This window comes from Microbulbifer magnicolonia (assembly GCF_035117725.1).
GTDB lineage: Bacteria > Pseudomonadota > Gammaproteobacteria > Pseudomonadales > Cellvibrionaceae > Microbulbifer > Microbulbifer magnicolonia.
The window spans coordinates 761,005-778,143 of the sequence record NZ_JAYEFD010000002.1 but is presented as its reverse complement, the minus strand read 5'-3'; the positions used below and the strand labels follow the sequence as shown (position 1 = coordinate 778,143).

The following is a 17,139-nucleotide window of genomic DNA, read 5'->3' as shown; positions in this document are numbered from 1 at the left end:
CCGCTACGACAGTTCCTGCGCATCCATATCCACCGCCCAGCGCAGGCGGCGGTTCCTGCTGCCCTCGGCCCACTGGCACAGGTGCGCCAGCAGCGGCTGCAGCTGCGCGCGTTTCTCGGCGGTGACCTGGACATAGAAGCGGAAGCGGCCGGACTTGCGCTCCAAGAGCGCGGGCACCGGGCCCAGGTATTGCAGCTCCGGCGAGGGCGGCGCCAGCGACTGCATGTATTCGCGCGCCGCCTGCAGGAATTCCTCCGCCCAGCGCGGCTCCTCGCACTCGGCGCGCACCAGCGCCATGGCGCGCAGCGGCGGCAGTTGCGCCACGGCGCGATCGCGCAGCAGCTGGCGGGCGAAGGCGCCGTAGCCCTTTTCCAGCAGCAGCTGCAGCAGCGGGTGTTCGGGGTAGCGGCTCTGCACCAGCACCCGGCCGGGGAGATCACCGCGGCCGGCGCGGCCGGCCACCTGTTCCAGCAATTGCCCGGTGCGCTCGGCGGCGCGGAAGTCGGCGCTGAAGAGCCCGCCGTCGGCGTCCTGGATCACCACCAGCGTCACCCGCGGCAGATGGTGGCCCTTGGCCAGCATCTGGGTGCCCAGTAACAGGCAGGGCTTGCCGTCGCGGGCCGGCGCCAGCAGATTGTCCAGGGCCTGCTTGCTGCTGGTGGTGTCGCGGTCGATACGAATCACCGGGAAGCCGGCGAAGCGCCGCGCGAGCAGCTCCTCGCTGCGCTCGGTGCCGCCGCCGAGGGCGGAGATCGAGCGGCTGTGGCACTGGGGACAGCTGTCCACCAGCGGGCGGCGGTAGTCGCAGTGGTGACAGCGCAGCTGGCGCTGACGCCGGTGCATGGTCAGCTTGCTGGAGCAGTGGGGGCAGTCGGCCAGCCAGCCGCAGTCGTCGCAGGCCAGCGCCGGCGCAAAGCCGCGCCGGTTGATAAACACCAGCGCCTGCTCGCCGCGGGCCAGGGTGTCGCCGATATGGCGCAGCACCTGCGGCGCGAAGCCCTCCTTCAGCGGCTGGCCCAGGGTAGGGACCAGACTTATCTGCGGCGGGCGCGCATTGCCGGCGCGCTGGCGTATACGCAGGTGCTGGTAGCGGCCGCTGAGTGCATTGTGCAGGCTCTCCAGCGACGGCGTGGCCGTGCCCAAAAGCACCGGCACCCCGGCATTGCGGCCCAGCACCACCGCCAGGTCGCGGGCCGAGTAGCGCACGCCGTCCTGCTGCTTGAAGGAGCCGTCGTGTTCCTCGTCGACGATCACCGCGCCGAGGCGCGGCAGCGGCGTCAGAATTGCCGAGCGGGTGCCGATGACGATATCCGCCTGGCCGGCGGCCGCGGACAGCCAGGCCTGGGCGCGCTCGCCCTCGGCGAGGCCCGAGTGCAGCGCGGCGATACTGCGATCGGGAAAGCGCGCCGCGATGCGGCGCAGCGTCTGCGGGGTCAGGCCGATTTCCGGTACTAACAATAGCGCCTGGCGCCCCTGAGTGAGTACCCGCTCCATCAGGCGCAGATAGACCTCGGTCTTGCCGCTGCCGGTGGTGCCCTCGAGCAGGGTCGCGGAGAAAGAATCCGTGCCGATGGCCGCCAGCACCTGTTGCTGCTCTTGATTCAGTTCCGGCGGCGGTGCTGGCTCGGCGGCGGGCAGCGGCGGCGGCACTGTGGGTCCGGCGACCCATTCGACCAGGCCGCGCTCCTGCAGCGCGCGCACGATGGTGCCGGTGTGGCCTTGAGCTTTCAGCTGGGTGCGACTCTGGCGGCCGCGCTGCAGCAGCAACTGCAGCAGTGCCTGCTGTTTCGGCGCCCGCGCCAGGGCCGACTCCGGCAGCCCCTTGCCCTCGACGGTCAGCTGCAGCCACTGCTCGGCCCAGTGGTCGGCCGGCCTGCCCTTGCGCAGCGCGGCGGGCAGGGCGGCGGCATAGATTTCGCCGACCGGGGCCTGGTAGTAGTCGGCGGCCCAGTGCAGGAATTCGCGACTGCGCCGGTCGAACAGCGGTTCGCGATCGATCTGTTCCAGCGCCGGCTTCAGCTGCGTGAGTGATGACTCACTGACCACATCTACCAGCACCGCGACCAGCTTGCGCCCGCCGAAAGGTACCCAGAAGCGCTGGCCCGGCGCCAGGCGGGACGGATCGACGCCCGCCGGGGGCAGGTAGTCAAACAGGCGCCGCAGCGGCACTGGCACCGCCAGCCGCAGGATCGAGCTTTGTTTGACCGACTGTTGCACCGCACCCCCTGTAATGTCGCAAATCGCGCTAGTGTACTGGCTGGCGCCGCAAGGTACACAGGTCGGCAACCTTCACTTGCCAACTCTACTTTTTAGAGTACTCTGTACATACTCTATCTTTCAGAGTGCTCTAAAACACAAGGGAAACGACCATGACGGATGTGGAAAAAATCAAAGAGAACCTGGATTACGTCAGCAGCGCCGTGCGCGCCGGCGACAGCCACGGCGGCATTCCGGCGCTCTACTTCATGTGGGGCGCACTGATCGCTATCGGTTTCGCGCTGCCGGACCTGGCCCCGCAGCTGGCGGCCCCCTACTGGCTGATTGCCGGCATCGGCGGCGGCCTGTTCAGCTGGTGGTGGGGGGCGCGCAACGCGCGCCGCCAGGGCGTCAACGACACGGCCCTCGGGCGCCGCTACGGCCTTCACTGGACCATCGCGGGTGTCGCCTTCCTGCTGTGCTTCCTGCCGCTGGCCGCGGGGCGCCTGCCGGCGGAAACCGGTGCGACCAACTTCCTGCTGGCGGCGGGCCTCGCCTACGCGCTGGCCGGCGTGCACCTGGAGCGACCGCTGCTCTACAGCGGCCTGCTGATGCTGGCTGCCTACGGCGTGCTTGTGCTGCTGTCGCCGCCCTACGCCTGGACGCTGACCGGTCTGGTGGCCGGCGCCGGCCTGGTGTGGGCGGGCCTGGGCCGCCGCGCGGCGCTGCGCGGAGGCTCGGTTCGATGAAGGCGCTGAGCGGCCTGGATCCGATACTGGAGCACCGGGTGCGCCTGGGTATCTGCGTGCTGCTGGCCAGGCATGAGGAAATCAGCTTCTCCCGCTTCAAGGAGCAGCTGCAGGTGACCGACGGCAATCTCGGCGCCCAGCTGCGGCGGCTGGAAGAGCAGGGCTATATCGGCCTGCGCCGGGATTTCGTCGAGCGCAAGCCGGTGACCTGGTACCGCCTGACCGCCGCGGGGCGGCAGGCACTGGACCGGCACCTGGACGCGCTGCGCCAGCTGATATCGGCAGCGGAGTGAACGATGCGGCGGCGCGCGGCCATTTGCGCTTGAACCGCCACGCTAATCTGATTAGTATGCGCCGACTTTTTACACAGCCCGGAACCATTCCGGTTCCTGCACCAATGACGACTCCGTGCCCGGCAGCAGATCGGGTGGCGGATTCGAAAAGAGGCAACCATGAAAACCGATATCCATCCGAATTACACCGACGTTACCGCTACCTGCTCCTGCGGCAACTCCATCAAGACCCGCTCCACCCTGGGCAAAGATCTGCAGCTCGACGTGTGCTCCCAGTGCCACCCGTTCTACACCGGCAAGCAGCGCGAAGCCAGCACCGGTGGCCGCGTGGATCGCTTCAAGAAGCGTTTCGGCAGCCGTATCGGCAAATAAGCCCGACCGGCGCTTCAGGCCGCGGCGCAGTGATTACCAAAGCGCCTGCGGCCCGCACAGAAAAGACACCCTGGGTTTCCCGCGGTGTCTTTTTTAATGCCCCGCTGTTGGCGCTTGTTTGTGCCCTGCTGGCGGCGCCGCCCGCCGCCGCCGACTGCGGCTATCGGCAGGCGGACGAACGGGCCGCGCTCGACCGGGTGCTGGATGGCGACACCCTGGTGCTGGGCGACGGCCGCCACCTGCGCCTGATCGGCGTCAATACACCGGAACTGGCCAGGCGCGGCCGGGCGGCGGAGCCGCTGGCGCGGGAGGCGCGGGACTTCAGCCGGCGCTTCCTGGCCGGCGGCGACCTGCACATCCTCTACGACCGCGACCGTCGCGATCGCCACGGGCGCACGCTGGGTCACGTTTACAACCACCGGGGCGAGAGCCTGGAAGCGGCGCTGCTGTCCGCCGGCCTCGCATTTCATATCGCCATAGCCCCCAATCTGACGCTGGCCGAGTGCCTGGCGCAACGGGAGGCGAGTGCGCGCCGGCGCGGTCGCGGTATCTGGGCGCCGGGCGTCTGGCCGGTGAAGCGCGCCGCGGATGTACAGCCGGGCGACGGCGGCTTTGTGCTGCTGCGCGGCACCGTGCGGGAGGTGGACCGCAACCGCTACCTGTGGCTGGAGCTGGACGGCCCGGTGGCCCTGCGCCTGCCGCTCGCCGAGGGCTCGCAACCGGGGGATTCTGGCCAGCTCAGCCGGCGCGATTGGCAAGGGGCGCAAATCGAAGTGAAAGGCTGGCTTGTGGACAGAGGCGCGAAATATACATCTCGGTTTCCGCAGCATAAGCGCTTTTTTATTTCGATCGACTCCGAATATTCGCTTGAATTTAGTAGAAATTAACGCGACCGCTCGATTTTTGCGCTTGTGACGACAAGGTGCGGTCGGTTATTCTCACGCCCCCCGCAGTAACCAGGGCGGAACCCGCAGAGGCTCCCCCGCTGTATTCGAGAGAAATTTTCCAAGATGACGGACTCATTGCGCCAGGCCGCGCTCGACTATCACGCGCTGCCGACCCCCGGCAAGCTGTCGGTAGAACTGACCACCCCCGCCCAGACCCAGGAACACCTGTCCCTGGCCTACAGCCCCGGGGTCGCCGAACCGGTGCGGGAGATCGCTAAGGATCCGGATGCCGCCTACCTGTATACCGGCAAGGGCAACCTGGTGGCGGTGATCTCCAATGGCAGCGCTATTCTCGGCCTCGGCAACCTGGGTCCGCTGGCGTCCAAGCCGGTGATGGAAGGCAAGTCGCTGCTGTTCAAGCGCTTCGCCAATATCAACTCGGTGGATATCGAGGTGGACGTCGACAGCCCGGAGCAGTTCATCCAGACGGTGGCCGCCATCGCCAACACTTTCGGCGGCATCAACCTCGAGGACATCAAGGCGCCCGAGTGCTTCCATATCGAAGAGGCGCTGATCGAGCGCTGCCCGGTACCAGTGTTCCACGACGACCAGCACGGCACGGCCATCGTCACCGTGGCCGGCATGCTGAATGCGCTGGAAATTCAGGGCAAGAAGATCGAAGACGTGCGCATGGTGTGCCTGGGTGCCGGCGCCGCCGCCACTGCCTGCTGCAAACTGATGCTGGCCGCCGGCGCCAAGAAGGAGCAGATCACCATGCTCGACAGCCGCGGCGTGATCCACTCCGGGCGCACCGATATCAACGCCTACAAGGGCGAATGGGCGCGGGACACCGAGATGCGCACGCTGGATGACGCCATCGAGGGCGCCGATGTCTTCCTCGGCGTGTCCGGCCCGGATCTGCTGTCCGCCGACCAGCTGCGGCGCATGGCGCCGAAGCCCGTTGTCTTCGCCTGCTCGAACCCGACCCCTGAGATCAGGCCGGAACTGGCCCACAGCGTGCGCGACGACCTGATCATGGCCACCGGCCGCTCGGACTACCCGAATCAGGTCAACAACGTGCTCTGCTTCCCGTTTATCTTCCGCGGCGCCCTCGACGTGCGCGCGACGCGCATCAACGAGGAGATGAAACTGGCCGCGATCGAGGCCGTCCGCAAGATCGCCCACGAGCCGGCGCCGGACTCGGTGCGCACAGGCTATGGCGGCGTGGAACTCAGTTTCGGTCCCGATTACATACTGCCCAAGCCCACCGACCCGCGCCTGCTGCCGATCGTCGCCGCGGCCGTGGCCCGCGCCGCGGTGGACAGTGGCTCGGCGCGGCTGCCCTATCCGGCGCACTACCCGCTGGCGGAGATCTAGCCGTTGCGGCGGCCGCTCCCGCGTCTTACCCCGCGGGAGCGGCCGCCGGTCGCGTCACCTGCACCCCTTCTTGAGCGACGGCCCCCCCGTCGCTACACTGCCCATCTGTTACAGCATTAAAGTTCTCCTACCGCATGAGTCACGTCTACGTGCTGACCAATCAGCACCAGCAGTTTCTGAGCAAAAGCAGCGAATGGATCGACGGCCGCGACGCCGGCCGCCTGTTTCGCAGCGAACACAAAGATGTCGCCATCAACCAGATGTTCGAAGCCAATACCCGCAATGTGAGCCTGCGCATCGAACTGCTGCAGTGCGCGCTGAACCCCAAGGGACAGCCGCAGATCCCGGAGGGAGCGCTGGGTGAGATGCAGCCGGTCGCGGATCTGGAAGACGCGCAGGGGGAACCGGAAATTCAGCCCGGCTCGCCGGAAGAGATGCCGCCGGAGAGCAATCCGGAAATAGTTCCGGAACAGGCCCCGGAAGTAGCGCCCGAGGAAGCCCCGGAAGTAACGCCCGAGGAACCGCCGGAAATCGAGCCGGAGCAGCCGGACGAAGCCGGAGCGGACGATGACGGTGCGCGAGCGGCGGTGCTTTCGGCCGGCTGATAACTCTCATCCGGTTGAAGACTGCATGCCGGTTGAGAATGGAGCCGCCGCCCCCATATCGCGCTCTTACCGGTCAAGGCGCGGCAATCCCGATAAGGTGTCGGTAGCCAATATAAGGTGCCGGCAGCCTATATGAGGAATTACGAGTGCCCATTTCCCACCTGGCCGCGCTGGCCCAGCCGCAAACGCTGCAACTGCTGAAGGGCATTCGCCGCGGCATCGAGAAGGAGAGCCTGCGGGTCACACCTGATGGCGCCCTGGCCCAGACACCGCACGGCCAGACACTGGGTTCGGCGCTGACCCACGACAGCATCACCACCGACTTTGCCGAGGCGCTGCTGGAGTTCATCACGCCGCCGGTAGCGACGCCGGAAGAGGCGCTGCAGATTCTCGACCGCATTCACCGCTACACCTACAGCCAGATCGGCGACGAGCGCCTGTGGGTCAACAGCATGCCCTGCCGTATCGGTACCGATGCGGACATCCCGGTGGCCCGCTACGGCAGCTCCCACAGCGGCACCATGAAGACCATCTACCGGCTGGGCCTGGGCCTGCGCTACGGCCGCGCGATGCAGACCATCGCCGGCATCCACTACAATTTTTCCGTATCCGATGACCTGTGGAAGTGGCTGCACGAGCACGAGGGCAGCAGCGAGGACCTGGGCGCATTCAAGACCCGGCGCTACTTCGACCTGATCCGCAATTTCCGCCGGCACTACTGGCTGCTGATCTACCTGTTCGGCGCCGCGCCGGCGGTGTGCGCCTCCTTTGTCGACGGGCGCGAACACGGCCTCGAGCCGTTCAATGGCGACGCGCGCAGCCTGCACGCCCCCTATGCGACTTCGCTGCGCATGGGCGACCTGGGCTACAACAGCGATGCGCAGCAGTCGCTGATCGTCTGCTACAACGACCTGCCCAGCTATCTCTCCACCCTCTGCGCGGCCATCAGCCGCCCCTACGGCCCCTATCACGCGCTGGGGGTCAAGGACGCCGACGGCAATTACCAGCAGCTGTCCACCGGTCTGCTGCAGATCGAAAACGAATTCTATTCGCCGATCCGGCCGAAAAACCCGGCCAAGATGGGCGAGACGGCGCTGTCGGCGCTGGCCAATCGCGGGGTGGAATATATCGAAGTGCGCTGCCTCGACCTGAACCCCTTTGCGCCGCTGGGCATAGACGCGCAGCAGATGCGCCTCCTCGACAGCTTCCTGCTGCACTGCCTGCTGCAGGACAGCCCCAAGACCGACGACGCCGACTACCGCGCGACCCAGGAGAACCAGAGCCGTATCGTCTACCGCGGCCGCGATCCGGAACTGCAGTTGATCCACAATGGCGGCGAGCTGAAGCTGACCGACTGGGCCGAGCGCCTGCTGCGCGAGATGGAACCCATCGCCGAGCTGCTCGACGGCGCCTGGGGCGGCGATGACTACCGCCGCGCGGTCGGCGTCCAGCGCGCTAAACTCAAGGGCGAATTGGCGACCCCGGCGGCACACATCCTCGCGGAGATGAAAGCGCGCGGGCAGAGTTTCTTTCAATGGGCCGCGGACAAGGCCGAGCAGCACCGCCAGTACTTCCTCGAGCGGCCACTGGATGCGGCCACGCAGCAGGAATTCGCCCGCCTGGCGGAGGCGTCGCTGCAGAAGCAGCGGCAGGTCGAGGACGCCGATACGGGCACTTTCGAGGATTTCCTCGGCCACTACTATGCGCAGTACATCTTCTGCCAGAGCTGATTACACTGTCCCGCGTAGGAGCCTGCCCTGCAGGCGACCTGCAACAGTGCGAGAAAAATCGCCTGCAGGGCAGGCTCCCACAGGTACAGCCGAATGAACTATCTGGCCCACCTGCTGCTGTCCGGCCCCGACCCGGACTGGCGTCTGGGCGGGCTGCTGGGGGATTTCGTCAAGGGCCCGCTGACCGGCGAGCGGCCGGCGGCGATAGAGGCGGGCATCCGCCTGCACCGCCGCATCGACGCCAGCACCGACAAACACCCGGCCTACCGCGCTTCACTGACACAACTCGACCCGCACTGGCGGCGCTATGCCGGCATAGTGCTGGATATCTGGTTCGATCACCTGCTCAGCCGCCAGTGGTCGCGGTGGCACCCGCAGCCGCTCGACGACTTCTGTGACCAATGCTGGCGGGACTTTCACGTTCGCAGCCGGTATATTCCGCCCCGCGCCCAGGCGTTTATCGCCCGCGCCGAGCAATTTAAACTGCTGCAGAGTTACGGTGACGAGCAGGTGATCGCGCGCACCCTCGAGCGTGTCGGTCAGCGACTGCGCCGCCCGGTGCCGCTGCACGAGGCACTGCCCGAGCTGATCGCCGCCCGGGCAACGCTGGAGCACAATTTCAATAAGCTGTTCGCCGACTTGAAGCGCGAAGCCGCGCGGTTTCGACAGCGCGAGCTGACGAATAAATAGCGGCGAATAGATAGCAGGACCCGATTCATCATGAGCCTTCCCAACCCGCGTATTACGTTTTTGCTGGTTTTTCTCGCCGTCATCTTCCTGCTCGGCGCCGCCTTCTATCTGGAGTACGTGCGCGGGCTCGAGCCCTGCCCGCTGTGCATCACCCAGCGGGTGATGCTGCTGGGTGTGGGCCTGGTGTCCCTGGTCGCCTTCCTGCACAACCCGGCAACGATCGGCCGACGTATCTACGGCCTGCTGGTTTCCCTGTGGGCGATGGGCGGCCTCTATTTTGCCGGTCGCCAGCTGTGGCTGCAGAGCCTGCCGGCGGACCAGGTGCCCGCCTGCGGCCCGGGCATCACCTATATGATCGACGCCTTCCCGATGGCGGAAGTGATCAAGACACTGCTCACCGGCGACGGCAACTGTGCCGAAGTGCAGTGGACCATGATGGGCCTCAGCATTCCCGGCTGGGCGGCGGTGGGTTTTGCCGGACTGATCCTGTTCGGCGGCTGGCAGGCCTTCCGCAAGCACTAGATTTTCACGGGGCTGTTGCCCCCCACTATCTTCAACAGCACGCAATAGCATGGATTCCTCTCGCCTGCGCGACATAGCGCAGTGGCTCGCCGGCGCGGCGATACTGCTGGGTTGCGAGCGGCTCGGGCGCAGCGTCAGCGAAACTTTTTCTCTACCGGTGCCCGGCGCAGTGCTGGGAATGCTGCTGTTGCTGCTCGGGCTGATGATTTACGGCGGCGTACCGCGCGGACTGGCCAAGGTCAGCGAACAGCTGCTGCGCCTGCTGGCGCTGCTGTTTCTGCCCGCCGCGGTGGGTGTGTTCTATCTGCGCGATCTCTCGCTACAGGACTGGCTCGGACTGCTGGCCGCGACCGTGTTCGGCACCCTGTTGAGTCTCACCCTCTGCGCACTGCTGCTGGCCAGGCTGCTAAAAAATGCCTCGACTGACGGAGGGGCGGGCAGCGATGACTGAGCTGCTGCAGAGCCCGCTGTTTGCGCTGCCGCTGAACCTGTGCGCCTTCCTGCTCGGCGTCGCCATTTATCGCCGCAGCGGCACTGCGCTGCTGCACCCGATTGTCACCGCCAGCGCGCTGGTGGCCGCGGCGCTGTGGCTCCTGAATATTTCCTATCGCGATTACCAAGCGGCCAGCGGCCTGCTGTATGCGCTGCTGGGGCCGGCGGTAGTCGCGCTGGCAGTGCCGCTGAAACAGAACCTGCCGATCATCCGCCGCGCCGGCTGGCCGCTGGCAGTGACCCTGGCAGTGGGCGCGGTACTGGCGCCGGTGGTGGCGGTAGTGACCGCGCTGTTACTGGGAGCCGCCGAGCCGGTGCTGCTGGCGCTCGCGGGCAAATCCATCACCACGCCCATCGCCCTCGCTCTGGCGGAGAAGATCCACGCGGCGCAGAGCCTGACTGCGGGCATAGTGGTATTTACCGGCGTGGTCGGCGCCGTCTGCGGGCCGCCACTACTGGAGCGGCTGAATATCCGCGATCACCGCGTGCTCGGCTTTGCCCTCGGTATCAACGCGCACGCGGTGGGCACCGCGCGCGCCCTTGAGATCAGCGCCCTGTGCGGCGCCTTTGCCGCGCTGGCGATGGGCCTGTGCGGCGCGCTGACCGCCGTGGTATTGCCGCTGCTGCTGGTGCCCTGAGCCGACCACCGCGGACCTGCCGGCAGGCGCCCATCGCGGCAGTAAAAACGGCGTTGAACAAATCGCTTTCTTCAGTCAGAACACCCGCTGCCGATGCCGCACCAATCTGGCGCGCTATGCGCTCTGCATCTTGCCGCCGGCGGGGGAATCTCCTATCTTGCTAGGACCTGTTAAGAACAATGAATGTTCTGGCAAAAGCGGTAACAGTAACAAAAGGAAGCTTGGAGATGCTGGAGAACTGTAAGTCAGCGCGGGAGCGTTGGGGTGGCGTGAGCGAGATCATCGACCGTTGGTTGCTGTCGCGACAGGCGCTGCTGGTGCGCTTCTGCGGACTGTCGGACAAGAAGGAATTTGCCGAGGGGGATACGGATGCCGAGGAGAATTTGCGCCAGCTGTGCCAGCTGCTGGTCGACTATGTCTCCGCCGGTCATTTCGAGGTCTACGACCAGCTGATACGCGAAGGCCAGGCGTTTGACGATAAGCAGGGCCTCGAGCAGGCCCGCGAGCTCTACCGGGATATCGACGCCACTACCGATATAGCGGTGGACTTCAACGATAAGTACCAGGAGACCGACGACCTCTCCAGCCTGGTACAGGACCTTTCCCAACTGGGCGAAGCACTGGAAACCCGCTTCAGCTCGGAAGACCGCATGATCGCGCTGCTGCATACGGCGCACAAAAACCAGCTGGCATGAAAGCCAAAAGGCGATAGGGACCGGCAAGGGTGAACCCGGCGTTTGCCCTGTTCACTCGGAACATCCAACGCCATCACCCTGCGGCAGCGGTCGGCTGTGCGAAATGGCAATCCGCTCCGTTTTGTCAGTGCGCCACAAATAGAAAGGGCGATCCCGTGGATCGCCCTTTCTATTACCTCCGAGAGGAAATCGATTATTCCTGCTCGGCCTCTTCCTGCTTCTCTTCCTCCGCGGCGTCATTGCTGCCGACGTTGGCCTTGTGCAGTTCGACTTCGAAAATCAGCGTCGCATTGGGGCCGATCAGACCGCCGGCACCGCCGGGGCCGTATGCCAGGTCAGAGGGGATGTACAGCTCCCATTTCGCCCCTTCCTTCATCAGCTGCAGTGCCTCGGTCCAGCCTTTGATCACGCCGTTAACCGGGAACTGAACCGGCTCGCCGCGGGCATAGGAGCTGTCGAATTCGGTACCGTCGATCAGGGTGCCTTTGTAGTCCACCTCGACCGTGCTGTCAGCGCTCGGGGTGTCGCCGCTGCCGGGGGTAATCACCTTGTACTGCAGACCGGAATCGGTGGTGATCACGCCTTCTTTCTTGGCGTTTTCCTCCAGGAATGCCTGGCCTTCTTTCAGATTCTTCTCGGCAGACTCTTTAAACTCTTTCTCCTGCTGGGCCAGCATCTCCTGCTGCTTGGCCTGCATCTTCTCCTGGAATACCGCGATGACCTGCTGCTTGTCTTCATCGGACAGACGCGATTCGCGGCCGCCGGCCACGTCGTTGAGCGCCATCAGCACTACCTGGGGATCCAGCTTTACATCCTGGGTTTGCAGACGCTTGGCCATGTCTTCAGCGATGATGTAGCTGACCTTCTTCTCCTGGGTATCCAGCGCAATCTCGGCGGGCTGCTGGGAATCCTGCTTGTTACAGCCAGCCAGCGCCAAGCCCAGGGCAACAGCTGCAGCCAGAGGGTATTTATTCATGGGAGTTGTCTCTTTGTCCGTATTGCATTTGTTGATTCGTGCGTGACCTGGGGCCAACGCCTTATGTGGCTTCTAAAGCAATCCCGGACCCGCCGCAAACCGAGGCGGGCCGCTGCATTCGCCAGAACCCAGCAAGTCTAACCTATGGCGACTGGCGGTGCATACCGACGGCGCTCACTCTGTGCAAGGCACCACAATTGCGCGTTAGTTCCCGAGTGATTTGGCAAAAATTATGAAGGAGCGCCTTTTTTCCCCGGATACGGCATACATTTTTGAAAGAAACAGCGCTATTATCGGCCCTCCACCGGTTGTTGTTTCGGACGTTTCAGGGGTGGTCTGTCGTTTCCGAAACAACCGATCAGTGCATGAATCTGTTTCAGCGGCGTCGACCGCATTAACGCCGGGTACATGCGCTGCCCGGTGCGCCTATCGATAATAAACCTCAGGATATTGACTCATGGCTGCCAAACGAAAAGCTGTCAATCCGGTCGCAGACCTGGAAGCACAAATTGCCAAGCTCACCGCTCAACTGGACAAGGCCCGGACCAAGCAGGTCACCGATGCCGGCAAAGCTGCTCAGCAAGCCGCTAAAGCGCTGACCGCGGCCAAGAACCAACTGTCCAAAGCCAAGACCAAACTCGTCCAGGCTCGCACCGCAGCGAAGAAGAGCAAAACCGCGGCGACACAGAAGCGGGTGGACACTGCCAAGGCCAACGTGGACAAGCTGACTGACGCAATGCAAAAGGCGACGGACGCAGCGGCAGAAGCCAAGCAGGCGGAAGCGGCGGCCAAGCTGGAACTGCAACTCGCCGAATCCGTCAGCAAGGCGGCGGCCAAGGCGGCGAAGGCCGCAGCGGGCAGCAAGACCAAAGCGAAAAAGGCCGGTGCCAAGAAAGCCACCAAGGCCAAGGTAGCGGCGAAGAAGGCCAGCGCGACCGAGGCGGCCCCGAAGAAAGCTGCAGCGAAGAAGACTGCGGCGAAGAAAGCCGCGGTAAAAAAGGCACCCGCCAAGAAAGCGGGCAAAGGCAAAGCGCCAGCGGCAAAGGCGGCCCAGCCCGCGGCGGAAAAAGCCGCAGCCAAGAAGGCCCCGGCCAAGAAAGCCTCTGCCAAAAAAGCCGCCCCCAAGAAGCCCGCAGCCAAGAAGGCAGCAGCGGCCAAACCGGCTGCACCGAAAGCCGTCCCAGCGCCGGTAGAGAAGAAGCCGGAACCGGCTCCTTCCAGCGGTGCGCCGATCATGGGCAAGACGCCCGAGTCGCGCCCCTTCGGCACGCCGACCCAGGCGGAAAGCAAGCAGGAAGAAACACCCAAGCCGACGCCGAGCATCACGCCGGCAACGCCGCCCAACAGCCTGTTTTCCAGCGAGGGCTCCGGCAACGAGTAAGCGTCGCTACCGGTTGGCTTTATAGCTCTCGATCAGGCCCGCCCAGCGGGCCTGTTCTTTTTGCGGCAGGCCGTACTGCTGCCCCGCCAGTTCCAGCGCCGAACGATCTTCCGGCCAGCTTTCACTCTGCAATAACCACAGCGCCGCCAATTGGCGCTGCTCCAGCCTCTGTTCGCAGCGTTTGCAGTAGTCGTAGATTGCCCGCGAGTGGGGGCGCAGATGCCCGAGCCAACGGCGCAGGCGGCGCACGCTGGAGATCATACTGCGCCGCGGCGCCAGGCCCCGGTCGGCCACACGCCAGCTCTCCTCGCTCAACTGCCGGCCGCAGGCGGTGGTGTAACTGGCCCACAGTAACAGGCACACGTCGGCCCCCTTTTGGTCCTGGCAGTCGAGCAGGAACTGCGCTACGTCGCCGTGGCGGTAGAAATCCAGGCTGAACTGCCACAGGGGGTTGTTCAGGGAGCTGTGCGGGGAGGGAGATGGAGGTGTGGATTTTGTCACGTTAGAATCCCGACCACTCTTTGGCCGGCGAAGCGCGCAAGCAGCCTCCGCCGGACTGTTATGTCCAATAGCCTAGTAGCTTACAGGACACTAGCATTCATCCGCCCGCTGGTATGAGGTTATTTCTTTGATCAATTTGCAAGGCGTCTCCCTGCAGCGCGGCGGTCGCGAGCTGCTGCACAATGCGGACTGCCGTATTTTCCCCGGCCACAAGGTGGGCATTATCGGCGCCAACGGCTGCGGCAAATCGACCCTGTTCAAGCTGCTGCTGCGCGAGCTGGACAGCGACAGCGGCCGGGTGGAAGTGCCGGCAGGCTGGCGTATCGCCCATATGGCACAAGAGGTGGCGGCGAGCGAGCAGACCGCACTGGATTATGTGCTCGACGGAGACAGCGAGCTGCGCCTGCTGCAGCGGCAACTGGAGCAGGCGGAGAGCGGCGGGACCGACGGCCACAAGCTCGCCGAGCTGCACGAGCGCCTGGCCGCGATCAATGGCTACAGCGGCCCGGCACGCGCGGCGCAGCTGCTCGACGGCCTGGGCTTTTCCCACGCGGACCAGCAGCGCCCGGTGCGCAGCTTTTCCGGCGGCTGGCGCATCCGCCTGAACCTGGGCCGCGCGCTGATGTGCCCGGCGGACCTGATGCTGCTCGACGAGCCGACCAACCACCTGGACCTGGATGCCACCCTGTGGCTCGAGCAGTGGCTGCAGCGCTTCCCCGGTACGCTGCTGATCATCTCCCACGATCGCGACTTCCTCGATGCGGTGGTGGACGGCATCGTCAGCTTCGAACAGCAGACGCTGGTGCTGTACAGCGGTAATTACAGCGCCTTCGAGCGCACCCGCGCCGAGCGGCTGGCACAACAGCAGGCGCAGTACGAGAAGCAGCAGGCCGAGCGCGCGCATATGGAGGACTTCGTGCGCCGCTTCCGCGCCAAGGCCACCAAGGCCAAGCAGGCGCAGAGCCGGCTGAAGGCCCTGGACCGCATGGCGGAGATAGCGCCGGCCCATGTCGACTCGCCATTTCGCTTTTCCCTGCCGGCCGCCGACAAGACTTCCGATCCGCTGATCGACCTGCGCGACGCGGACATCGGCTATGGCGATAAGGTCGTCGTAAGAAAGGTGCAACTGGGCATTCAGCCCGGCCGGCGCATCGGGCTGCTCGGCCCCAACGGCGCCGGCAAGTCGTCCCTGATCAAGACCCTCGCCGGCGACTTGCCCCCGATCGCTGGCGAGCGCCTGTGCGGTGAGCATCTGGCCGTCGGCTACTTTGCCCAGCACCAGTTGGAGGCGCTGGACGGCGCCGCCTCGCCGCTGCTGCACCTGCAGCGGTTGACGCCGGATGCCAGTGAACAGTCGCTGCGCGACTTTCTCGGCGGCTACGGCTTTGTCGGCGACCGGGTATTTGAAACGGTAAAAGGTTTTTCCGGCGGCGAGAAGGCGCGACTGGCGCTGGCGATTCTCGCCTGGCAGAAACCCAATCTGCTGCTGCTCGACGAGCCCACCAACCACCTGGACCTGGAAATGCGTCACGCGCTGACCCTGGCGCTGGCGGAATTTCCCGGCGCGGTGGTGCTCGTCTCCCACGATCGCCACCTGCTGGCCAATACCGCCGATGAATTTATCCTGGTAGCCGACGGCCGCGCCGAGCCCTACGCCGGCGACCTGGAGGACTACAAGCAGTGGTTGCTGGGCTTTAATCGGGATAGAAAGGACCGCGACCGCAAGCGCCGCGATGAGAATGTCGCGGAACCGACGGCCAACGGCGGCGGCAGGGCGGTAGAGGATAAAAAATCGCAACGCCGCGCCGCAGCCGTACTGCGCGAGCAACTGAAACCGCTGACCAACAAACTCAAGAGCGTCGAGCAGCAGATGGCCCGCGCGGAGAAAAAACTGGCCGAACTGGAGCACCGGCTCGCCGATGAGAGTCTCTACAGCGGCGGCCAGCAGGACGAGATAGCACGCCTCAACCGCCAGCAGTCGCAGCAGCGCGAGGAACTGGAGGAACTGGAGATGCAGTGGCTGGAAATTTGCGAACAGCTGGAGGCGGCGCGCGGGGACTGAACAAAGGCTCTGCAGGAGCGGCCCATGGCCGCGATCGGACCCCGGAGAATTCTGACCGCTTGATCGCGGCCGTGGGCCGCTCCTACATGGGGCAGCCGCTCTCGTTCACTGCGGTGCCAAAGGGCGTGCCGGCGCACTGGTCGAGATAGTCCGGTATGCCGTCGCGGTCAGAGTCCACCGGGCAACCGGTGCCATTCACGGCGATGCCCGGCGGCGTCTGCGGGCACTGATCCACGCCGTCGATCACTCCGTCGCCATCATAGTCGCGCACTACGCGCGGGTACTCGGTCCACTGGTAGCCGATCGCCACACTGAGAAAACCGTCGAGACCGCCTTCTTCCACGCCCTGAAAAGCGCGCGCGTCGGCGCGCGCCTGCCAGCGCGGGCCCAGCCGGTACTTAACGCCGAGCCCCAGGTTGAACATGGTCTGGCGCTCGTGCCAGTCGAGGATGACGATATCGTCTAAGGAACCCTCTAAGGAACCCACAAAGGTACCGTCGAAGTCCACGCGAACCTCGCCGACGCCGAAGGCCACATACGGCTGCCAGCACTCGTTGCCGCAAAAACGGCCGAGGAACTGGTACAGGATGTCGAGATGATAGTTGTAGACCTCGACTTTCTCGTCGATGCCTTTCACGCTCACGCTGAAGTAGTCGATCACACCTTCCATGCCCCAGCGATCGGTGATCATGTAGCCGTAACCGCCACCGCCGCCGGTCGTATCCCGCAGGTCGAATCCCCGAAACGGGGTGCCGTTAAGCCGGTCACTGTCAAACCAGTACTGACCGCCATTCAGGTACAGCGTCGCCGTCGTCTCTTCGTCCGCCCAGACAGGTAGCGCAATGAGGATACCGAGAAAAGTCAGGCAAAAGACTGGCGGCGAAGACTGGCGGCTTTTTGTCATTGTGAGCTCCGGAAGTTCCTTTTACCGGTGGATCTGATTGAAGATAGCAGACAATCTAGGCGGCGCAAT

At 64.9% G+C, this 17,139-nt stretch carries 18 protein-coding genes; 14 read left to right on the top strand and 4 right to left on the bottom strand.

The annotated features are described in order from the left end of the window. Positions 1–3 precede the first annotated feature (3 nt). Positions 4–2,217, bottom strand: coding sequence for a primosomal protein N' (locus tag RRF64_RS12695; protein WP_323846258.1), 2,214 nt, complete (start codon positions 2,215–2,217; stop codon positions 4–6). 152 nt (positions 2,218–2,369) lie between these two features. On the opposite strand from RRF64_RS12695, the gene RRF64_RS12690 reads away from it, so the two are divergent. The 12 genes from RRF64_RS12690 to rsd all read left to right on the top strand — a co-directional run bounded on the left by RRF64_RS12690 (position 2,370) and on the right by rsd (position 11,246). Beyond that, positions 2,370–2,945, top strand: a complete 576-nt coding sequence (locus RRF64_RS12690) for a hypothetical protein (RefSeq protein WP_323846257.1) — start codon at positions 2,370–2,372, stop codon at positions 2,943–2,945. Further along, positions 2,942–3,238, top strand: a complete 297-nt coding sequence (locus tag RRF64_RS12685) for a winged helix-turn-helix domain-containing protein (protein ID WP_323846256.1) — start codon at positions 2,942–2,944, stop codon at positions 3,236–3,238. Before RRF64_RS12690 ends, RRF64_RS12685 begins: the two co-directional genes overlap by 4 nt. 159 nt (positions 3,239–3,397) lie before the next feature. Next, complete coding sequence (rpmE, locus tag RRF64_RS12680) at positions 3,398–3,610, top strand: 50S ribosomal protein L31 (protein ID WP_323846255.1); 213 nt, start codon at positions 3,398–3,400, stop codon at positions 3,608–3,610. Positions 3,611–3,717: 107 nt separating this feature from the next. After that, positions 3,718–4,497: a thermonuclease family protein gene (locus RRF64_RS12675; protein WP_323846254.1), complete on the top strand. Its 780-nt coding sequence runs from the start codon at positions 3,718–3,720 to the stop codon at positions 4,495–4,497. A gap of 123 nt (positions 4,498–4,620) precedes the next feature. Then, a complete protein-coding gene (locus RRF64_RS12670; RefSeq protein ID WP_323846253.1) occupies positions 4,621–5,874 on the top strand; it encodes a malic enzyme-like NAD(P)-binding protein in 1,254 nt (417 codons plus the stop codon). Positions 5,875–6,008: 134 nt separating this feature from the next. Next, positions 6,009–6,479 carry a hypothetical protein gene (locus RRF64_RS12665; RefSeq protein WP_323846252.1) on the top strand — a complete coding sequence of 157 codons (471 nt, stop codon included), beginning with the start codon at positions 6,009–6,011 and terminating at the stop codon, positions 6,477–6,479. Between the two features lie 146 nt (positions 6,480–6,625). After that, on the top strand, positions 6,626–8,209 hold the full coding sequence (gene gshA, locus RRF64_RS12660; RefSeq protein ID WP_323846251.1) for a glutamate--cysteine ligase: 1,584 nt from the start codon (positions 6,626–6,628) through the stop codon (positions 8,207–8,209). 93 nt (positions 8,210–8,302) lie between these two features. Next, positions 8,303–8,899 (top strand): acyl carrier protein phosphodiesterase, encoded by a 597-nt coding sequence (locus RRF64_RS12655; protein WP_323846250.1) that lies wholly within the window; start codon positions 8,303–8,305, stop codon positions 8,897–8,899. A 30-nt stretch (positions 8,900–8,929) separates the two neighbouring features. Further along, complete coding sequence (locus RRF64_RS12650; protein ID WP_323846249.1) at positions 8,930–9,421, top strand: disulfide bond formation protein B; 492 nt, start codon at positions 8,930–8,932, stop codon at positions 9,419–9,421. A 49-nt stretch (positions 9,422–9,470) separates the two neighbouring features. Continuing rightward, positions 9,471–9,872: a CidA/LrgA family protein gene (locus tag RRF64_RS12645; RefSeq protein ID WP_323846248.1), complete on the top strand. Its 402-nt coding sequence runs from the start codon at positions 9,471–9,473 to the stop codon at positions 9,870–9,872. After that, a complete protein-coding gene (locus RRF64_RS12640) occupies positions 9,865–10,551 on the top strand; it encodes an LrgB family protein (RefSeq protein WP_323846247.1) in 687 nt (228 codons plus the stop codon). Before RRF64_RS12645 ends, RRF64_RS12640 begins: the two co-directional genes overlap by 8 nt. A gap of 227 nt (positions 10,552–10,778) precedes the next feature. Continuing rightward, on the top strand, positions 10,779–11,246 hold the full coding sequence (gene rsd / locus RRF64_RS12635; RefSeq protein ID WP_323846246.1) for a sigma D regulator: 468 nt from the start codon (positions 10,779–10,781) through the stop codon (positions 11,244–11,246). A 193-nt stretch (positions 11,247–11,439) separates the two neighbouring features. Here rsd and RRF64_RS12630 read toward each other — a convergent pair whose 3' ends face one another. Continuing rightward, entirely contained in the window at positions 11,440–12,222 is a 783-nt protein-coding gene (locus RRF64_RS12630) for a BamJ family beta-barrel-assembly machinery protein (RefSeq protein WP_323846245.1), read from the bottom strand. Positions 12,223–12,679: 457 nt separating this feature from the next. Here RRF64_RS12630 and RRF64_RS12625 point away from each other — a divergent pair, with 457 nt between their 5' ends. Continuing rightward, entirely contained in the window at positions 12,680–13,603 is a 924-nt protein-coding gene (locus tag RRF64_RS12625; RefSeq protein WP_323846244.1) for a histidine kinase, read from the top strand. A gap of 6 nt (positions 13,604–13,609) precedes the next feature. Here RRF64_RS12625 and RRF64_RS12620 read toward each other — a convergent pair whose 3' ends face one another. Next, positions 13,610–14,104, bottom strand: a complete 495-nt coding sequence (locus tag RRF64_RS12620) for a TIGR02444 family protein (protein WP_323846243.1) — start codon at positions 14,102–14,104, stop codon at positions 13,610–13,612. Positions 14,105–14,231: 127 nt separating this feature from the next. Between RRF64_RS12620 and RRF64_RS12615 the strand changes: the two genes are divergently transcribed. Further along, positions 14,232–16,166, top strand: a complete 1,935-nt coding sequence (locus RRF64_RS12615; protein WP_323846242.1) for an ABC-F family ATP-binding cassette domain-containing protein — start codon at positions 14,232–14,234, stop codon at positions 16,164–16,166. An 82-nt stretch (positions 16,167–16,248) separates the two neighbouring features. Here the strand turns inward: RRF64_RS12615 and RRF64_RS12610 are convergent, their stop codons facing one another. Next, on the bottom strand, positions 16,249–17,070 hold the full coding sequence (locus RRF64_RS12610) for an outer membrane beta-barrel protein (RefSeq protein WP_323846241.1): 822 nt from the start codon (positions 17,068–17,070) through the stop codon (positions 16,249–16,251). Positions 17,071–17,139 lie beyond the last annotated feature (69 nt).

Coding starts and splice junctions, on each gene's coding strand:
- RRF64_RS12690 (WP_323846257.1), top strand. CDS start 2,370: ATGACGGATGTGGAAAAAATCAAAGAGAACCTGGATTACGTCAGCAGC.
- RRF64_RS12685 (WP_323846256.1), top strand. CDS start 2,942: ATGAAGGCGCTGAGCGGCCTGGATCCGATACTGGAGCACCGGGTGCGC.
- rpmE (WP_323846255.1), top strand. CDS start 3,398: ATGAAAACCGATATCCATCCGAATTACACCGACGTTACCGCTACCTGC.
- RRF64_RS12670 (WP_323846253.1), top strand. CDS start 4,621: ATGACGGACTCATTGCGCCAGGCCGCGCTCGACTATCACGCGCTGCCG.
- RRF64_RS12665 (WP_323846252.1), top strand. CDS start 6,009: ATGAGTCACGTCTACGTGCTGACCAATCAGCACCAGCAGTTTCTGAGC.
- RRF64_RS12655 (WP_323846250.1), top strand. CDS start 8,303: ATGAACTATCTGGCCCACCTGCTGCTGTCCGGCCCCGACCCGGACTGG.
- RRF64_RS12650 (WP_323846249.1), top strand. CDS start 8,930: ATGAGCCTTCCCAACCCGCGTATTACGTTTTTGCTGGTTTTTCTCGCC.
- RRF64_RS12645 (WP_323846248.1), top strand. CDS start 9,471: ATGGATTCCTCTCGCCTGCGCGACATAGCGCAGTGGCTCGCCGGCGCG.
- RRF64_RS12640 (WP_323846247.1), top strand. CDS start 9,865: ATGACTGAGCTGCTGCAGAGCCCGCTGTTTGCGCTGCCGCTGAACCTG.
- rsd (WP_323846246.1), top strand. CDS start 10,779: ATGCTGGAGAACTGTAAGTCAGCGCGGGAGCGTTGGGGTGGCGTGAGC.
- RRF64_RS12630 (WP_323846245.1), bottom strand. CDS start 12,222: ATGAATAAATACCCTCTGGCTGCAGCTGTTGCCCTGGGCTTGGCGCTG.
- RRF64_RS12625 (WP_323846244.1), top strand. CDS start 12,680: ATGGCTGCCAAACGAAAAGCTGTCAATCCGGTCGCAGACCTGGAAGCA.
- RRF64_RS12610 (WP_323846241.1), bottom strand. CDS start 17,070: ATGACAAAAAGCCGCCAGTCTTCGCCGCCAGTCTTTTGCCTGACTTTT.